At 35.0% G+C, this 18,910-nt stretch carries 14 protein-coding genes; 10 read left to right on the top strand and 4 right to left on the bottom strand.

The window, feature by feature from the left end:
- Positions 1-424: 424 nt before the first annotated feature.
- Positions 425-1,105, top strand: coding sequence for a DUF223 domain-containing protein (locus CIK00_RS03400; RefSeq protein WP_101767529.1), 681 nt, complete (start codon positions 425-427; stop codon positions 1,103-1,105).
- Positions 1,106-1,181: 76 nt separating this feature from the next.
- Here CIK00_RS03400 and CIK00_RS03395 read toward each other — a convergent pair whose 3' ends face one another.
- Positions 1,182-2,297, bottom strand: coding sequence for a coiled-coil domain-containing protein (locus tag CIK00_RS03395; protein ID WP_101767528.1), 1,116 nt, complete (start codon positions 2,295-2,297; stop codon positions 1,182-1,184).
- 158 nt (positions 2,298-2,455) lie between these two features.
- Here CIK00_RS03395 and CIK00_RS03390 point away from each other — a divergent pair, with 158 nt between their 5' ends.
- The 3 genes from CIK00_RS03390 (at position 2,456) to CIK00_RS03380 (ending at position 7,912) form a co-directional block, all read left to right on the top strand.
- Complete coding sequence (locus CIK00_RS03390; protein WP_101767527.1) at positions 2,456-3,655, top strand: hypothetical protein; 1,200 nt, start codon at positions 2,456-2,458, stop codon at positions 3,653-3,655.
- A complete protein-coding gene (locus tag CIK00_RS03385) occupies positions 3,655-3,990 on the top strand; it encodes a hypothetical protein (RefSeq protein WP_101767526.1) in 336 nt (111 codons plus the stop codon). The genes CIK00_RS03390 and CIK00_RS03385 overlap by 1 nt, the downstream gene beginning before the upstream one ends.
- Before the next feature lie 1,630 nt (positions 3,991-5,620).
- A complete protein-coding gene (locus CIK00_RS03380) occupies positions 5,621-7,912 on the top strand; it encodes a hypothetical protein (RefSeq protein ID WP_101767525.1) in 2,292 nt (763 codons plus the stop codon).
- A 788-nt stretch (positions 7,913-8,700) separates the two neighbouring features.
- On the opposite strand, the gene CIK00_RS03375 is transcribed toward CIK00_RS03380, so the two are convergent.
- Positions 8,701-9,714, bottom strand: a complete 1,014-nt coding sequence (locus CIK00_RS03375) for a replication initiation protein (protein ID WP_101767524.1) — start codon at positions 9,712-9,714, stop codon at positions 8,701-8,703.
- 1,230 nt (positions 9,715-10,944) lie between these two features.
- Here CIK00_RS03375 and dnaN point away from each other — a divergent pair.
- The 3 genes from dnaN to CIK00_RS03360 all read left to right on the top strand — a co-directional run bounded on the left by dnaN (position 10,945) and on the right by CIK00_RS03360 (position 13,205).
- Positions 10,945-12,096, top strand: a complete 1,152-nt coding sequence (gene dnaN / locus CIK00_RS03370) for a DNA polymerase III subunit beta (RefSeq protein ID WP_101767523.1) — start codon at positions 10,945-10,947, stop codon at positions 12,094-12,096.
- A 64-nt stretch (positions 12,097-12,160) separates the two neighbouring features.
- Entirely contained in the window at positions 12,161-12,481 is a 321-nt protein-coding gene (locus CIK00_RS03365; RefSeq protein ID WP_101767522.1) for a hypothetical protein, read from the top strand.
- Between the two features lie 106 nt (positions 12,482-12,587).
- Positions 12,588-13,205 (top strand): hypothetical protein, encoded by a 618-nt coding sequence (locus CIK00_RS03360; RefSeq protein ID WP_101767521.1) that lies wholly within the window; start codon positions 12,588-12,590, stop codon positions 13,203-13,205.
- Positions 13,206-13,263: 58 nt separating this feature from the next.
- On the opposite strand, the gene CIK00_RS03355 is transcribed toward CIK00_RS03360, so the two are convergent.
- Entirely contained in the window at positions 13,264-13,842 is a 579-nt protein-coding gene (locus tag CIK00_RS03355; protein ID WP_144043142.1) for a porin family protein, read from the bottom strand.
- A complete protein-coding gene (locus CIK00_RS03350) occupies positions 13,836-15,320 on the bottom strand; it encodes a hypothetical protein (protein ID WP_101767519.1) in 1,485 nt (494 codons plus the stop codon). The genes CIK00_RS03355 and CIK00_RS03350 overlap by 7 nt, the downstream gene beginning before the upstream one ends.
- A gap of 552 nt (positions 15,321-15,872) precedes the next feature.
- Between CIK00_RS03350 and parM the strand changes: the two genes are divergently transcribed.
- From parM to CIK00_RS03335, 3 genes are all read left to right on the top strand, one after another.
- Positions 15,873-16,832: a plasmid segregation protein ParM domain-containing protein gene (gene parM, locus CIK00_RS03345; RefSeq protein WP_167388501.1), complete on the top strand. Its 960-nt coding sequence runs from the start codon at positions 15,873-15,875 to the stop codon at positions 16,830-16,832.
- Between the two features lie 16 nt (positions 16,833-16,848).
- On the top strand, positions 16,849-17,409 hold the full coding sequence (locus tag CIK00_RS21430; protein WP_193435450.1) for a hypothetical protein: 561 nt from the start codon (positions 16,849-16,851) through the stop codon (positions 17,407-17,409).
- A 518-nt stretch (positions 17,410-17,927) separates the two neighbouring features.
- Entirely contained in the window at positions 17,928-18,893 is a 966-nt protein-coding gene (locus CIK00_RS03335; protein ID WP_101767517.1) for a porin, read from the top strand.
- The last annotated feature ends 17 nt before the right edge of the window (positions 18,894-18,910 follow it).

Raw genomic sequence — 18,910 nt, 5'->3', positions numbered from 1 at the left:
AAATATCCTTTTATTGAACGAGTGATAATTAAACATGACAAGCAACTCTGTATTTCACGAATTTGAAGTTGATAAAGCAATTATTACTGATTTGATACATTCGCAGAATGGCACTATTTCTACAGCGTTACGCGATTTCGTGCGCTCTGTACTGACACTACAGGACTTAAATCATTCGAATACAACTCCTTACTAAACACGCGCACGATCGGCACAGCAATGTGCTTACATTCATTTCGAGTTAGAGATTGGCAATTAAATAAAACCCCATCGATTCTGTTTGCAAATTCAAAGGCATTAAGAACCGAATATGCGATTAAAGGCATCACTAAAATAGTTAACGGGATCATTGATAAAAATGAACGAGATTCTTTCGTACAAACGTTTTTTACTACTAATTTAAAAAATCATATTGAGTAAAGTTATGTCGTTGAAAATATTAAAATTGATAACTGCAAGTTTAATCACATTAGCTGTAAGCGGTAGCGCATTAGCTAATACCGTAACCGATACTAATACCGTAACTAAACATCATTTTGAGCTTGGTGCTTACGATGCTGACAATAACGGTATACCTGATGAAGCTGATGCGTTAATTGAGACTAAATTTGGGAGCAACCCAACCCAAAAAGCTGCTGCGCAAAAATACATTAGATCGTTAATGGCTCAAAAACTGGCAATAAAAAACCTGGCGAGAGATCTCGGTCATATGAACATAGACGTTGAAACGGAAACCAACGATTTAACGGGTGTTGATGCAGATAATAACGGTATTCGTGACGATATTGATGCACTCATTAAAGAGAAATATTCCGACACGTTGAATCACAAACTAGCAACTGAGCAATTTGCACGAATAACTCAATATCAATTATCAGTCACTAATTATGATCGAGCTACGACAGAAAAATTTAGAATCGAACTCATGGACAGTACACACTGCATTTTTTCCGTGTTTGAACAGGTTGGTTCAATGCCTGATGCTATTGAACACTTAACATTGAATAGTCGAGCAAGACGCGCAAAAGCATGGAAAATGTCAAGAGCGTTGAGTGGTAGTGTTACACAGCTTCCAACTAAAAATACGTGTTATTTTTTAAATTAACTTAATGATTTTTGATGTCTAGCTTGATTGAAATATGAGCTAGACATCAGGCAGTGCAAGTAAATTATTCTAAATATCAGATAGTTGATTCGATATTATCATTCGATTCGATATTATCATTCAGTTCATTATTAATTTGGCTTGCGACAAGGCTCATTTTATCTAATACATCAGATTTTTTGTCTTTACGAGCAGTTTTCTTTTCTAATTTTGCTAATAATTTATCTCGTTCACCTTCAGCTAAATATTTAGCGTCCACAGCTTTCATTAATCGATCTTGTGAATCTTCTAATCGCTGTTGCTGATCTGAGTTTTGCTTAATGAGGGTGCCCATACGCTCTTCGAACCCCTTTATTTGTTTTTTTAGCTCCACTTCAGTTGTTTTAAGTGAGTCAATTTTATTTTGCGACTTATCTAATTGTTTCTGGTCTGGGCTCCGTTCTTTCATTAACTGAGCAACTTTGGTTTCTGAAGAAGCCAACTTTTCTGTAAGGGCATTACACTCACTTGTTAGCAGTTCAATTTGTTCTAACATTTTACTATTGCTAGAAGATACGTTATTTACTGTTTCTATTAATTGAGCGTTATCTGCAGTTATTTTCTCGATAAGACCTTCATCACTGCCAGTTTTAGCTTCACTGCTAGTTATTGCAGCTTTTATAGCATTTTCAATAACTGAAACCATATTAACATCAATAGTTCTATCACATTCGACGTGCTCATTACGTAATTCCGACATAGATATGAGGCTACTTAATGAGGTTTGAATGTTTTTTATTTCTAAGGCGTAATCAATAACATCAGGTATTGGTGCATCTGTATTGTTTCGGCATTCTGAATGGTCGTCAACGACGTTCGCTATCGAGGATGGAGTTTGTTTTGTCGAATTAATTAGATGGACAGCATCCGTTAAGTTTAGCTGCATTTGTACTAATGTTTTGAATAGCTCTAGTTTCGTTTGACTCGCAATTTTTATTGCAGCATTTACTGCGAGTTCCTTTTGCTCTGGATTTAACGATAATGGCGAGCCTTCAAACTTACGCGTAATACTCTCTAGCTCTAAAGCGGTAATATCACTATATTGAGATAGTAACGGTGCCCATACAAGATAATCAGGGGATGATTCTATGCAATCATTCGATTTTTGAGGATGAGAGGTAATCATATCAATAAGATTTTTTGCTCTTTGCATTTATCTGTATCCCTTAATAACGTTAATTTTTTATATTGTAAGCATCATAGGGTTAACAGAACAATAAATTTGTAGGTTAATAACGATACGATAGCTATTGCGCATAAAGCTAATCATGTAAAAATACATGTATAAATTTAATTAACAAGGTTATAAAAATGACAATTAATCACATTGAAACGTTAGTTAGAGGCGTTTTTGATAAAATGGAGACCTACTGTGCGGGGTCTGCGAAGAAAAATATTGGTGACTACAGTGATCAGTTGAGTGCAAATGATTCATTTAAAGATAAAAATAAAATCATTGATTTTTACTGTTCAATTTTCAGATATTATGAACAAAATGGTTTATCTAAATCTGTCGTTGATCGATTATATACTGTATACGGGACTAATTTTGGTTACGGGTATGGTATTACTCCCAATAAGATCATATCACTAGGGATTGGGCAGCATGGTAGTGATGCAAAAATAGTTGGCGATGAATTGCCTGACATTTCAATCAAAAAACTATTCGAGTCGTTATTTAAAGGTGTTGCGAAGAATGAACCTCTACCTGAAATTTTTCGTCCATTACAGTTAACAACGGATTGTGAGACTCTCGATTACGCGTTCAATACAGTGAAGCGCGCCAGTATTAATGAACTCTATCAAAAAAAACGCGCAGCAATGATTAATAGTAACAGTTGGGATGACGGAGAAATAAATTCAGCCCATTACAGTATTACAGCATCTCAACACGCTGCTTTTATTGAGGATGGTGATTTATGTCCTCTTAACACTAAGAACCTCATGAAATATCACAAATACAGTCAGCAAGATGCAAAAAAGATGTATTCAGTATTAACGTTTTTAGCTGATGGAGTAAAACCAGTTAAAATCCTAAAGCGTCCTAAGCAACTTCCTCCTCTACAAAAAATATTATCACTAGGTCTTGATAGTGATCATAAATATTACGCATGGGAATTAGAACATATTGAAGAGTGGGCATTATATAACAAAGAACATTTAAGCGAAGATGAGAATGAATTGTTATTAAAGGAGCTGGACGCGCCTTTACCTATCAAAAGCTATAGCTTTTGGCTACAAGCAACTAAAGAATGGTATGAGGAGTCACATCGAGACGGTTGCGAGTGGAGCTTATTGGCCACACAAACAAAACATCGCCACATTGTTAATATGATTCGACACAATGCGGTAGGTTACTGTCAAATTTGGAGATACGCATCTGACATGAATCGCAGTTGCTATCATGAAAAAGCGAAGACCACCATTTTAACAAAAATACTAAAAGAATTTCCTGTACTAGCAAGTGCGTGTTTAGCTCAACTTAGCGGTAATAACGGTAGGGACGACTAATGTTAGATCAAAAAGAAAGCGTGAGTTATTCTCAAGTTGTAACTCATATGATACGTAATAATTTTGCTGTAAGTGCACTACTTATTATTGTTCAGATTATTGGACTGGCACTTTTCTTCAGTGCATTACCCCCACATCTAACTGATGTGGAGTTGGGTTTCTTAATACTAATGCTACTGACGTTCTATACCGGTTCTGTATTTATTTACCTAGCGCAATACAAAGCGAAACTTGAAACAGGCATGACTAATCCTATATGGAGATCAAGATATAACAAAATGACAGCAATGATAGTTTTGGCTGTTGTCGTGTTTGCTATCATTAATATTAATTAATGGTCTCGATACGCTCGTTATAATGGTAGGGCGAACGTATTTGATCTCTAGTGTTCACTTTAGAGTTAATTTAAGACCAACTCTAAAGTGAACCCTTACGCTAACAACCAACTCTAAAGTCAACATCACAATCTATACGCCAACTCAAGTTCTTACATAAATACTAGCTAGCTAAAAATATAAAACCTTATCATTCAATTGGTTAGTTAATTAAATGTTCACTTTAGAGTTAATTCAAGACCAACTCTAAAGTGAACCCTTACGCTAACAACCAACTCTAAAGTCAACATCACAATCTATACGCCAACTCAAGTTCTTATATAAATACTAGCCAGCTAAAAATATAAAACCTTATCATTCAATTGGTTAGTTAATTAAATGTTCACTTTAGAGTTAATTCAAGACCAACTCTAAAGTGAACCCTTACGCTAACAACCAACTCTAAAGTCAACATCACAATCTATACGCCAACTCAAGTTCTTATATAAATACTAGCCAGCTAAAAATATAAAACCTTATCATTCAATTGGTTAGTTAATTAAATGTTCACTTTAGAGTTAATTCAAGACCAACTCTAAAGTAAACCCTTACGCTAACAACCAACTCTAAAGTCAACATCACAATCTATACGCCAACTCAAGTTCTTATATAAATACTAGCCAGCTAAAAATATAAAACCTTATCATTCAATTGGTTAGTTAATTAAATGTTCACTTTAGAGTTAATTCAAGACCAACTCTAAAGTGAACCCTTACGCTAACAACCAACTCTAAAGTCAACATCACAATCTATACGCCAACTCAAGTTCTTATATAAATACTAGCCAGCTAAAAATATAAAACCTTATCATTCAATTGGTTAGTTAATTAAATGTTCACTTTAGAGTTAATTCAAGACCAACTCTAAAGTGAACCCTTACGCTAACAACCAACTCTAAAGTCAACATCACAATCTATACGCCAACTCAAGTTCTTATATAAATACTAGCCAGCTAAAAATATAAAACCTTATCATTCAATTGGTTAGTTAATTAAATGTTCACTTTAGAGTTAATTTAAGACCAATTCTAAAGTCAACAACACTGGATCAATGTCTCAATAATTCACTTCAGAGTAGTTTTTATGCCCATCTAAAGTGGACGTTGACAACAAACTCTAAGGTCAATGTATGATGTTTTACTCTAAAGTGAATAACTAATATTAAGCTCTAATGTGAAGTTCTAACTAGCAACTCTAATCTTAAAATGTTATGTATAACTCTAAAGTGAATCTATGACATAATACTCTAATGTGAATTTACTGCTGTATTCGCAATTCTACTTCATAAAAAACAGCATATTTTCAACTTAACTTGGATATCCCTGTGGATAACGTGTTGTTAAACTGTTAGTTACATATAAGATCAGCTGTTGTAAATCTAAGATCAGTAACTATAAAATAGAGATCAGCACATCTAAATCACTGATCAGTAGGTATATTTATCAGATCAGAAAGGTTTGATTCATTGATCAGTAGAAAGGTTGAGTTTCAAGGTGTTGATTTATAGTGTTTTTTTGAGGTTTTACAAATGACCTATATCTTATGTAGAGATCAAAGATCAAAAATAAATATCTTTTTAATGGAAAATAGAAATGATTTTGTTTAATCAAGAAAATGGTTTATTCGAAGAAAAATTAAGACCAGCAAACCACGGTCCTGTCCTCTATTTTCCTAAAGAGCTATCTAGTATCGAATCAATTGATACTGCATCACTAAATAAGAATGTTGTAAAAAAGTTAACAACATTATTTGAAATTATCAAAGAAACAGAAAAGAGATGTTTTTCTGCACAAGAAATTTCGCAACTTTTTAATGTACAATTTAACACCGCAAGAGCATTTCTTCACAAACTTAAAAACTCAAATATTAGCCAAACAGCAAGTAATTTTAAACATTTCAATAACTCAAAGAATGCTTCACTCTATTTAGTAAATAGTAAATCTACTACTTATAGTAAAACTGTTCTGAAAAATGGTGAAATGACAACTATTAGTAACGAAAATCGACATTTACTAATAACAAGTGATTCTAATCCATTGATTACACCGAATTTATCTGTTAATGATAATGGATTATTAAAAGCATTTTTTAATTCCACTCAAGTTCCCGATCACACACGTTTATCTAACATTTTACCGATATCGGGTATTAAATTTGATAATCAATCCTCTTTTGAGGTTCGTCATAGTGAAACATTTTCGTCTAGAATTCTTGCTGCTGACCCAACTACTGAAATAGCAGATATTGAACATATTCGTTTTCTATATTTAATTATTAATTTAACGATGTCTTACTTTGAATATCATAAACAAGCATTTATATTAAAAAATCACGTTGAGGCAATTTGCAGTATTAATCGTGATCAAATTCTAACGTGGTTAATGGTCGATAAAGATAGCGAACACTGGAAAAGTTTTGTAGATAAAAACTTAGCGATATGGGCTAACACGTTATTTTGTTGTAGCGAACTAATTGAGAGTCAATGGATCAGTGAAGCAACTAAACCTCTATTCCGTATTGAAAAAAAATTAGCACATCGAAAATCATCAAAATTCCCACAGGTTTATGTACTACGGTGGGATGTTGACGCACTAAAATTTATTCTTAAGTCAAAAGGGCCATATTTATTACCGTGGTCAGTCATCAGTGGTAGTGATTTTAGTTTCCTTTTATATCTCGATGCTCGTCTTAAATGGCCAGGTAAGAAGTCTGCTTCTCAAAGAATAAATTATTCAGCAAAAGAACTAAAAAAAATATTCCCGATGGTGATTGGTAGGGAACAAGTACCTCAAAGTTCAGAAAAGTTTGCTCATTATATTGTTACAGCACTACATGAACATGCGACTCGTTTTAAAAATTTCACGAAAAAAAATCCATCTTTTTTATTTAAAAATGAAGATGTAATCAGTTTTTATGACAGAAATCATAACGAAGTTGAACTTCTCTCTGTATTAAAAAAGAAGCACTATATATCGCAAATAAAAGCCTATATTGGTGGAATTTGGTTTGATTTTATAATGGATGGAATAGGGGCTAATAAAGAAGCATATTTGGAAGTGCACTATAAATCTAAAAATGTAATACGCAGCTCATTACCTGCTAGAATTTTACCGTCTATCATTGATAACGACAATGAATGTGATTCGACAAAATTGAAAGCAAAAGGGTATTACTCGTATTCTCCTCAATATTATTTTTCTGAAGAGTTAACATTACATGCTGATAAACTTGTAAATCCTGGTTTTAATTACAATACAACAGCAGGGGATCAATCTTTAAACAATGTACCTGATGATATTGTTGATATTATCGTCGATCAATATCAAAACACTGATTTAGGATTAGCCGGGCCACTCTTAAATGAACATACAGTTGATCTACCAAATTTTCTTAATGGTGATATGCCTCCCATTTTAGATCCAAAAATTATACGTAATGTAGAAGCACGTAAATTTGTGATTGCAAGATTTCCTGCAGGTAAGAATGTCGTCATTCATTACCATATCTGGATCACTATTACTAAAGATGAACCTAAATTGCTGCTGAGCTATTATTCTACAGATGATGATATAAATAAAACTGTAGATGAATTAGTGCAACGGACTGGGGATTTTAAAGATCGTATTCTGGAGAGGATTAAAGCCAGTTACAGTACATTACAACCGATTTCTGTCGGCGAGTATTTAATTGATCGTGTCTCTATGAGCAATATAAAAGAAGCATTAAATACATTCTTAGAGGATGATCTTAAACTTGCTAGTAATGATCAACTTTATGCTCTCATTACTAACAATAAACGTCATATAGTGAGATACAGCCAATCAGTGAGTCCAATTGCTGATCCTCTAGGTTTTGCGTCAAAATTTAAGCATTATATTAAATAGTGATGTTTACTTTAATGTCAAAAACTCTATCATGCTAAAAAAAAGCGATCCACTGCGCTAACAGTTAATCGCTTGAACACTAAAATGTGCGCTAACACATTTTAGTAAAGGGTTATTTCTGTTTTAATGCTTTAATTAAAGCTGCTAGTGCACCGACTAAAGTAGCTATAGCTAAAATTAAATCGATCCAGTCTTTCAAGAATGGACTCCTTTAATAACCCCTGTCCCCCAGCAGTCAGTCAATTCTGGGGCCTTCAATATATTATCAAATACCCCTCAATCATCACTATAAGATTATGATTTTTTTTATATTTTTAAGCTTATTTAATCCATTAAATATATTTGCTGTCATTGAATAAAACTAATTTCTGGACTGGAAGTTGGTATGGTCTACATGACACTATTGTTGATTTAGTTGACGTAGAATCGACTCAATAGTAAGCGATCGTATCTACTACTATATTTAAAAAATCCCTCAATTTTGTCATTTTTAAAGTAGATAGCGGGGGATATGTGGATAAAAATAATTACTATCTCATTGTGGCATATAACCCTATAAGCAAAAACAGCCTCACAGGACTACCTCTGCACATGCTGACGTTATCATTAGCGGCACCTTAATATCCCAATACAAGCATGTTGAGTGGATAATTAAGGGACTCGCTAACACAATCAGAAAAGATTAAAAGCGCATCCAGTGAATATAGCTCATTCTTAATCAGGCACATTTGAAGTAAGCCACTAACAACCGATAATGGTCGTTAATCTTTTGACGGTGGCATCAATAGTTATTGATCAATTGTGATATTACTTTTTAACGTAACAACTTTTGATATAAACGCTCCAGCATCGACTTCAAAATCCAGATTTTTATCTAGCATCATTTCTCCAATCATTTTCAGAGCATAATTCAAAGTATCTTCGGTGTACTCGATATCAATTCCAGACATAATATCTTTATAGATTGATACAGCATCAAAATATGTGAATTCATTTGATGGTTTTACACTTTTAGTCGCGGATGTTCGCCACGAGAATAAGAATTCTAGACCTGAAATCTTTCGACCTTCTTTAGTGTACTTAAATCCAAAATTACCGGTCTGACTATCAATCAAAAATTCTATATTTTTATCTCGTTCTGAAATTTCTTTGATTGCGGGTTTAATGATCCGCAGGATGAAATTAGCGGTAATTTCATAGGTTTTTTTCTTTAATTTACCTCGTTCATCAAGTAAACCGAAGATCCCATGTAATTCCGTTAGAGAAAACGGGTGTAGTCGTCCGAACGATCGCCATCTTGATAAGATTGTATACAAACGTTTTGATGACTCCAGGTTTAAATCACGAAATTCTTTATGAGATATTAAAGAGTATCCATTTGAGGCCCCAACGAACACATCAACGAGTTTGTAATTGGGTGTCAGCGTTAATACACCACCTTTGTACGTGATATCGCTAAAAAGAGGTCGGTATTGAAAATCGCCTTTTTTCTCCATAGGAATGCCGATAGAAACACTAGCTAGCATTTGACATGGTTTTTTCAAAGTTGAATACAAATTAATTTTTGCCGTTTGAAACCAATCACTCAAAAGGTCATTATTAAATTCATAAGATGGAACATCTTTTAGATTTCCATTATTTTTATAATTGTCCCAATTTTCTTTTTCAATCCTAGCGAGGAAGAGTGCAAAAATATCATGTTGAATTGGTGTTAATGATAATTGGCTGAAAACTAACTCGTGACTTTTTTTAAAAAAATTTGAGCTAATTATTTTAGTATTACTTTTAATTATGTTTCCCATGCGATCTCATCCCTAACTGTGAACTATTACTACCTCTTTGGCTTAACCACCAAAGAAGCAGTAATAATACGAATATAACGGGTAAAAGCAACAACAAAAACCAAAGAGATAGTAATAGTTAGATACCAACGGCAAAGGTTTAGTAATAATTGGAATTTAGGGGGTGATATCAATGTTATTTTGTCCACAACTTATAATTAACACCAAAGACTTAGTAATAGTTAACCAGAATTTTCGTAATAGTTAACCAAAGATTTAGTAATGGTTCACCAAAGATTTAGTAATGGCTTACCAAATAGATAGTAATGGTTCACCAAAGATTTAGTAATAGTTAATCTCTCAACATTATGATTTTAAATGAAAAAACGATACCCTATATCTCTTTATATCTCTTTATATCTTTTTATATCTCTTATAAAGATCTATATTATTTTATAGTGGGGGATATGTGGATAAAAATAATTACTACCTCATTGTGGCATATAACCCTATAAGCAAAAAACAGCCTCACAGGACTACCTCTGCACATACTGACGTTATCATTAGCGGCACCTTAATATCCCAATACAAGCATGTTGAGTGGATAATTAAGGGACTCGCTAACACAATCAGAAAAGATTAAAAGCGCATCCAGTGAATACAGCTCATTCTTAATCAGGCATCTTTGAAGTAAGCCACCAACAGCACCAGCTCATTCTTAATCAGGCATCTTTGAAGTAAGCCACCAACACTAATAACGGGCACATTTGAAGTAAGCCACCATCAGCACCAGCTCATTCTTAATCAGGCATCTTTGAAGTAAGCCACCAACAGCACCAGCTCATTCTTAATCAAGCATCTTTGAAGTAAGCCACCACCAGCACCAGCTCATTCTTAATCAGGCATCTTTGAAGTAAGCCACCAACAGCACCAGCTCATTCTTAATCAGGCATCTTTGAAGTAAGCCACCAACAGCACCAGCTCATTCTTAATCAGGCATCTTTGAAGTAAGCCACCAACAGCACCATCTCATTCTTGATCAGGCACATTTGAAGTAAGCCACCAACACTAATAACGGGCATCTTTGAAGTAGGTCACCAACAGAAAAACTATTAATGTAATTGGATAACAGCATAAATAACAGATAGTTACCGAAATGGAGGGGGTGGCGCGTATCAAAAACCGTGAGACAATATTCACACGAAATGAAGATGGTTACTTCATTAATTAGATGTTTTATAGGTGATAAAAATGGAAATCAAAGCGACTAATAATCTTGAGTTACTTAAATTTTGTGGTCACGCATGTAGCAATGCTGATTCTCGTCAAACTGGTATTGATGCTTTTAATTTTGTACTTATCGTGAACGATGAATCAGGTTTATCTATAACTGCATCAAACGGGAATCAATCATTTATTCGTAAGTGCGAAGCTGATGATGTTACAGCTACAGAATACGGTGCAATTTGTCTCGATGCCGCTAAATTTTTTCAAGTAGTACGCTCGCTTCCAAAAAACACACCTGTAAAACTTAAAACTGTGTCTGACAAAGATCGCGCACTTGTATCTTGTGGTCGCTCTCGATTACAGATCAAAACCATCGACAGCAGCACTTATCCAACAATCCCGTTGCTAGATAATGAGCAACAACATTTTACAGCAAACGCTAATCTTTTAATCGACATGCTCAAGCGAACAATGTATGCGACAGGAAAAAAGGACGTTAGGGCGTATTTAAACAGCGTTATGATGCAAACGATTAATAACTGTTTATTTGTTGTTGGTACTGATGGACACCGCCTTGCAGCTAATCGACATATGCTAAATGGCGAAACAGTTAATGACAGTCAAATTTTAATCCCAGTTAATGCCGTTTCTGTATTAACTCGACTAAGTGAAGATGCTGAAAATATTGGTATATCTATATCTGATAATCGAGTCGAATTTACGTGGGGATCATTAATCTATCGCACGAATCTTGTGGATGCTAAATATCCAGACATTCGTAGAGTTTTACCAGCCCCATCAAATAAACGAGCAACAGTCAGCCGTATTGGTTTTATCGAAGTATTAAACCGTTTATTAGTCATGTTGGCTGGCGAAAACGCGCCAAAAGTTAAAATGACATTCAATCAAAACTCTATTCAATTAACCACGGTTAACTCCGAGCTTGGCAAAGATACTGATGATAACGAAAATTTGGGATGTGACGAGATCACAGCAACCATTACCGAAGAAATCGGTTTTAATTATCACGTAAATCCGCGTTATTTAATTGATGCTTTGAGTAATACACCTGATGATTTTGTCTGCATTGAATTAACTGATGTTACATCACCAGCTTTGATTATTCCGTCTACTCAACGTTCATCACTTAATCTTGTAATGCCGTTCAGAGTTTAAGAATTAGGGCGGTAAGTTCTTTACCGCCTCGTTTTTATTCACATATCAATGAAATAGGTTCTCAATGTTTGAAGCACAGAAATATTTAGCAGCAACTAAACCAGCTTCTATCATGGTTGAAAAAAAACACTTCAATATCGTTATTGAAGATCAAAAGGTAACTGTTTATCACGAAACTCGCGGGATTAGTGCAGTTCTGTATAACTCTGACATAAAAAATTTAGGCGTAGCCAAAATTATACTAAGCGCCTCAAAAAAGCGTTGTGCTATTAGCTTGGCTAATAACAATAGTTACATTGAATTGCAGACCGTGACGGGTAATTTAGTTGTATCGTTATTTAATATCAGAGGGGAAATACTAACTCAGTTATTAATAAAAGAATAAATCCATTATCACAGCATCTAACTAATGCGCTGCCTAACCAGCAGCCGACTGACGATAACTATTATTGTCAGTCAATTACAACAAACTAAACTTTCGGACTAAAAAAATGTGTAAAGAAATTAAAGTGATACGCGCTAATGCAATTGAAAAAATAAAAGCATCCATAAACACAGCATTAATTATCGTACTTGATAATATCGACATTTCTCATGAACTACAGCAGCAAAAGGACGTTGTAATTTGTACTGACGATGTGTTTTGTGGAGAGCAAAGTTCTTACTGGAACAAATTTGGTTTCGTTGCAGATATTGTTGCAGATGATATTGATTACGATGTAATGGACATACAGCAAACATCATCAAAGGAATTTGAGTTTTATTATAATAATCGTTTTCGCAAAGAACATGCACAACGCATTCATCAATATTTTGAGCGTATAGATGCCTTACCCGCTATAAATACAATATATGTTGCATGTGTTTCGCGTACATCAAGAGCAGCAGCTATTGCTCGGTATTATCAATTAACGCATAAAATGCCATTAATCGGAGATTATCGAAGAATAAATCAATCAGTGATGAATCTGCTTAATGACCCTTGTTGTTTTGACGATGCGTTTGCAAATAAAAAATTCGATGAAAAGCATCCCGTTGTCGCAAGCATTAAATCGTTGTTGCATAACATCATAACTCCAATAGATATGTCGCCAATCCATAATTTATAGTTTTAGTTCAATAGTTAACCCACTCATCAAAAGAGGTGAGGGGGTTAACTACGTTTATTTAAAAGTGGACGCCAACACCCAAATAAATATTGTTATAAATTTTATTTTTTGGTGTTTGGCTTACAGCAATATCGAACAAGCCATTCACGTAGGGAATGTTAATCTGTACTCCAGCGCTGTATGTTAACAACATCATTGAACCTGACGATGTAGAGCGTTCGTTAATATTATGAATCGTTGTAGCACCAACTAGCACGTATGGACGTAACCAATTTAAAAGGGCTGGCTGATAAATCGGTCCGAACCCCATGCTAAAGATATTCTGTGTTACACCGCGATCTTTGTTATTTTTTAGCGTTGCCCCAGCAGACACAATTACCCCAACCGTTTTCAACTCAGAGCTAATTGCCGCGAGGTGGATTGTCGCACCAAATAATTTTTCGGTCTTATTGATCGTTGTAATCGAGGTTCCCAAACTAAGGATTGTACTTTCACTTAACTCATCAGCACTTATCATCGATGAGAACAAACCCGTCGTTAAGGAGACGAGAATCAATATAGTGCTGAATATTAAATGCCAGTTCACTGAAATAATTGTAGCTAACTGACTATTTTTACCTCTTGATTTAGCTAACAATTCATACCCCCAACGAAATCTGGCAAGGTAACGTAATCATTGTCTAAATATTTAACACGGATTATTTGTAAATTTCGTTTAGCAGCTGATATAGATGCTAAACGTTGACCTTCAGCACTATTCGTCAGACTATCAACTGATCCTTTAGGTGCGAAAATGAAATAAATGTTTTTACAACATGCCAAATTACGAAGAATATAATTAACTGTATATTTGTATTCTGACTTTGTAATACGTGATGTATTTAACGTACTACCAGATCGTAACGCGTAAATAAAATTAATGAGATTTTCATCTTCAATGATGATACCAATTGTCTTTCCTTGTTTTCGCTGATGATATTTTCTTATGCACCAAACGATATCACTCAACGTATTTATCATACTATTTTCCGATGAAGCTTGAAGATACGCGCCCTTCCATAGCTCATCATTGTTGACACCCCACACGGATAAACCCTTAGTGCAGGATGAGTTATTAATAACATCAACTGTGCTGTACGCAAAAAGTTCACCTTGAAAGTTTTGTATTAAGCGGTTAAAACCAAATGATTGTTTATTAATAATTAATACGTCTAAACCAAAGAATGGCGGAAATTTAACACCTTGTTTTTCATCTGATAAGAGGTTAGTTGACATATATAGACCATCATTAAAAAGAAAACCAACTATATTGGCATGTTGTAATTTCGTTCTTAATTGATTGCAACTGAACTCTCTATTCGTACTAATATGATCAGAGTTGAGGTAGCTAAGTCGTTCTGCTGTAGCTATCTCTGAATAATAATCGCAGTTGTTAATCGAACGGTAATCAGATGCATGAATATCACTATCTAAAAACACCAACGTATAGCGATGTCTAATATCATTATAACGACGCTGCAGGAAACAAAGACACTCTAGCCAATTTAAGCCGTTTGTTTTATCGCCAGGATCACCTTCAAAAATATTATTACTAATTTTAGTTAAGATATTAATCAGAAGTGGATGATTAACAACAAGTGTCACTTTCCCTGCAGGACAGTCCACATCTAAACGGTGGAATATAGAAATTAGGAATTTAACAAATATCAATGCCGAATTTGAACAGCCACAAAATGGGTGTCCTGTTGATAAATTAGGTAGTCCATCATCATTAATACGTGAAATTGTTAACCCAAATTTTGCAACGGCTGCATTTTTATTGTAATCATCATCCCATCCACCAACACAAAAGGCTGACAAGAAAGCTAACGAGCTGGTGGTCTTTGTTTGTTCGTAATGCTTATTTAGCTTCCTTACCGATGCACCCCTAAGATCAACAATATTACTATTGTGTTCACTGGCGGATAAAATTAACTCTCGTCGTATAAAACCTAAAGAGTCATCAATTTGTTCTTTTGTTTCAAGGAGGAAAGGAACGCTTGATAACTCAGGGATTAAAATTGATTTTAAAGCACCATTTTCATTAACACATATAGTTGATCTAAGTTCTTTCATTGCATAACTCTAACTGTTGAAATCGTAGTAGGTTAACAACTATTAACGGCTGCATCCATGATTATAATGTGATTTGTGTATTTCCATATCATAATAAACGATCAATCTACAACACCATTGTTTGTTAATTACATTTACTCATCACGCTATTTTATATAAAACGCCATTCATTCTTAATGCGTGTTTGCCTTACAATTAATTAGTTACCGTATTTTAGTAACAATATTTGGGGGATATTTGGATTACGAGGCATTCACCGACTATTCACCGACTATTCACCGACTATTCATCAACTATTCATCAACTACTCACCAGAACTGATATTTAGACCTAATGTATTTAAAAACAATCAATTATAACAACTTTATATTCATAATCCGTCAGTAAAAACAACTAAATACCAGTAAGTAATAGGTTATTACCTTATTTTGAACTTTATCTATTGACATATTTATGTGGTGGATTAATAATGCAGCCAACCAAAAGGAACAAGGAAAACATGTATTACCTTTCTTGTTTTAAACTTTACACATGCAACTTGGAGAATTAAAAATGGCAGATATTTTGCGTGCATTTATTGATGATGGCTCAACTGGAACTAAAATTACTTTAGTTAAAAATGATGAGCTTAAAACAGCTACAATTAGTAACCGCGCTGAATTTGGTATGGGTGTACTAGATACCACTGATAAATATGGCGGCACTTATACTGTTACAACACCTGATCGTAATGTCGTTTACACTTTCTACCCTGAATGTCGCGCAATTCGTACAGCAAACGTTGAGTATCAATATAGTAATCTGAGTGTGGCAGCTATTCATCACGCGCTACATTCTATGGGTTGTAGTGGCCACGAAGTAGAAGTCTGTGTAACACTTCCAATTTCTGAGTTTTATGATAATGGTCGTATCAATAAAACAAATATAAAACGCAAATGTGATAACGTTAAAGTTCCAGTCACATGTGAAGGGAAAAAAGACATCATCATCACTCAAGTCAGCGTTTATCCGGAAGGAATACCTGCTTCATATATCAAACTGACTGAGGGCGGAAAATCTGCATCTGACGACGATATAACATTTTTAGCAGATATGGGTGGTACTACATTAGACCTTGCATTATTCGCTGGTCCTGCAACTCGTATCATGAAATGTGCAAGTTATCCTGTCGGCATGTATAAGACATACAATGCAGTTAAACAAGCGATTAATGTTCCAGATTGTCGAGACGCTCGAATTGAGGCATTACTGGTAACAGGTGAAGCGAGCAATGGACGATTTACTATTAATCGTAACGATGTTACCGATCAAGTAATGAGCGAGGCATTTAATTACATTCAAGACTTCATCTATGCTGAGGGTCGTATTGACCGATTCTTGTTAATTGGCGGCGGGGCTGAACTGCTTTCTGACTTCTTAACTTTACAGGGTATTGAACACGAACTGATAGAGAATTCAACTACCGCATTAGTAACTGCTATTGCTAAAATTGAATTATCAAAACGTCCATAGATAAAGGTGTCAAATAATGGTATCAACAACTATTAAAGGACCTCAATTCTATTTTCAATCTGACAATACAGCGCATCAACAGATCGTTACTTTCCTTGATGGATTAAAAGCATCACAACGGGGGAGTAAATCTCAAGCCATTACTAGACTGCTACAAGCTGGTTTATATCTTGAGGCGCTGGATAGCACATTACCGGATCTGATTGTGCGAGATTTAGAAAGGGGGTTAGCGCCTGATTTCAGTCGGTTAGCCAAGCTTTATAAAGTGCTTCAAATGTCGAATGTTGATATTGATGAAGCCATGACTAACGAGGTTCTACCTACTGTTAGTCATAAGCCCGAGCCTAAGCCCGAGCCTAAGCCCGAACTTGAACCCAAGCCTAAGCCTGAGCCCGAACTTGAACCTGAGCCTAAGCCTGAAATACAACTAAAAACTGAATCAATACGACCTGCATCTTCAGTAGATAAAGCGAGGGGTACTCAATCAATACCGATTACATCTGAACATATAGTTACGAATCAGAATAATCAACCTTCAGGCTTTTCGGCTCTTGCAATGTCTTTTATGGACGACTAAAAATTTAGTCCGTTACAAAAAAACGCCAATTAGAAATTAATCTAGTTGGCGTTTTTTTTGATGAAAATAAAGGGGGGTAACATTAACTAATGTCTTATTGAAAAAAAACGGTAATAACCATTCCTGGTTATTACCGTTTTTAAGATTAAAGATTTTTTCCCATTTTACTGATTATTGGTTTTGGTAACCCCATCCAGTACGAATTTAGAGTTTCGCTTCTCGCTCTCAGAATGCGTTAAAACATCAACACAGCATAATGATACAGCGAAGCAAGTATAAGTTAACCGTTACGTTGATGCGACTTAATTAATATCACTTGGTTAAATATCAACCTTAATTATGTAAATATTACAAAATTAAGCGTTATTGTTCATTGGTTTTTTGATTCAATTGTTTTATTGATTTCGTTTTGACTTGCAATGTCAACGTGTCACGTTACAATGCGGTGATTCGTCGTGTTTCAATTACGACAAAAAGTTCCGTAATGCGATAACAATAATTTTTTAAGGATTAAATGCATGAAAAAGCACATTATTGCTATAGCTGTGACTACAGCTGCACTTGCACTTTCAAGCGGTGCTTCTGCATCAACCATATTTGCCAATGATGCTTTATCTGTTGATTTAAACGGACGTATTGAAGCAAATAGCATTCTTGCTAATCATGATATGACCGCCACTAAAATTGGTCGAATTGGTATCTTAGCTCAAACTCAAATTACTGATTCTGGTTATAGCGCCCTTGGTTACATCGAAAAAGACTTAGCCGTATCTCAAGATATCGAAAAATTACGTTATCTGTACGTTGGTGCTGGTAATGCAAATAACCAACTGATGTTTGGTAAAACGGATAGTGCCCTTGGCCTTGTGACTGATTTTACTGACATCCAGAATACTGGCTCAAGCTTTGCAGATACCAAGTTGATGGATCGTGAAGATAATCAACTTGCGTACACCGCGACCTTTAACAGTCTTACTGTTGAAACTGCATACAAGTTTGATGGCGGAAAGTCAGAAGATCACAATAATAAAGCTGGTGGATCACTCGCAGCAAAGTATGACATGGGATATGGCGTTACTTTAGGCGCAGCTTATGCGAACAAAACTGTTGACGGTCAATCAGAACAGCGTGATGAACAAACGATGCTTGGTGCATCATATTCACTAGACAATATTTATGCTGCGATTGTTTATCAAGACGCCATCGTTCACGACTTTGGCCCTAATAAGCATATTCGTGGATATGAATTAGCGACGTCATACGCTCTAAACGAGCAAATCGTACTGTCAGGTTCTTATTCATATTTAGAATCAGTACATAATGGTGACGCGGCTAAACTCATAGCTGCAAACGAAGCAACTGTTAACGCATCATATTATTTCAATCCTAATTTCCGCACTTATGCCGGTTACACAATGCAGATCGGTGGTCAACATGACAACGCTCATAACGAACTAGCTCTAGGCGCACGTTTCGATTTCTAATTAATATTTGTATCGCC

Source organism: Photobacterium carnosum (assembly GCF_002849605.1).
Taxonomy (GTDB): domain Bacteria; phylum Pseudomonadota; class Gammaproteobacteria; order Enterobacterales; family Vibrionaceae; genus Photobacterium; species Photobacterium carnosum.
Note: the sequence above shows the minus strand (reverse complement) of the source record. Positions and strands in the feature narration are given on the sequence as shown.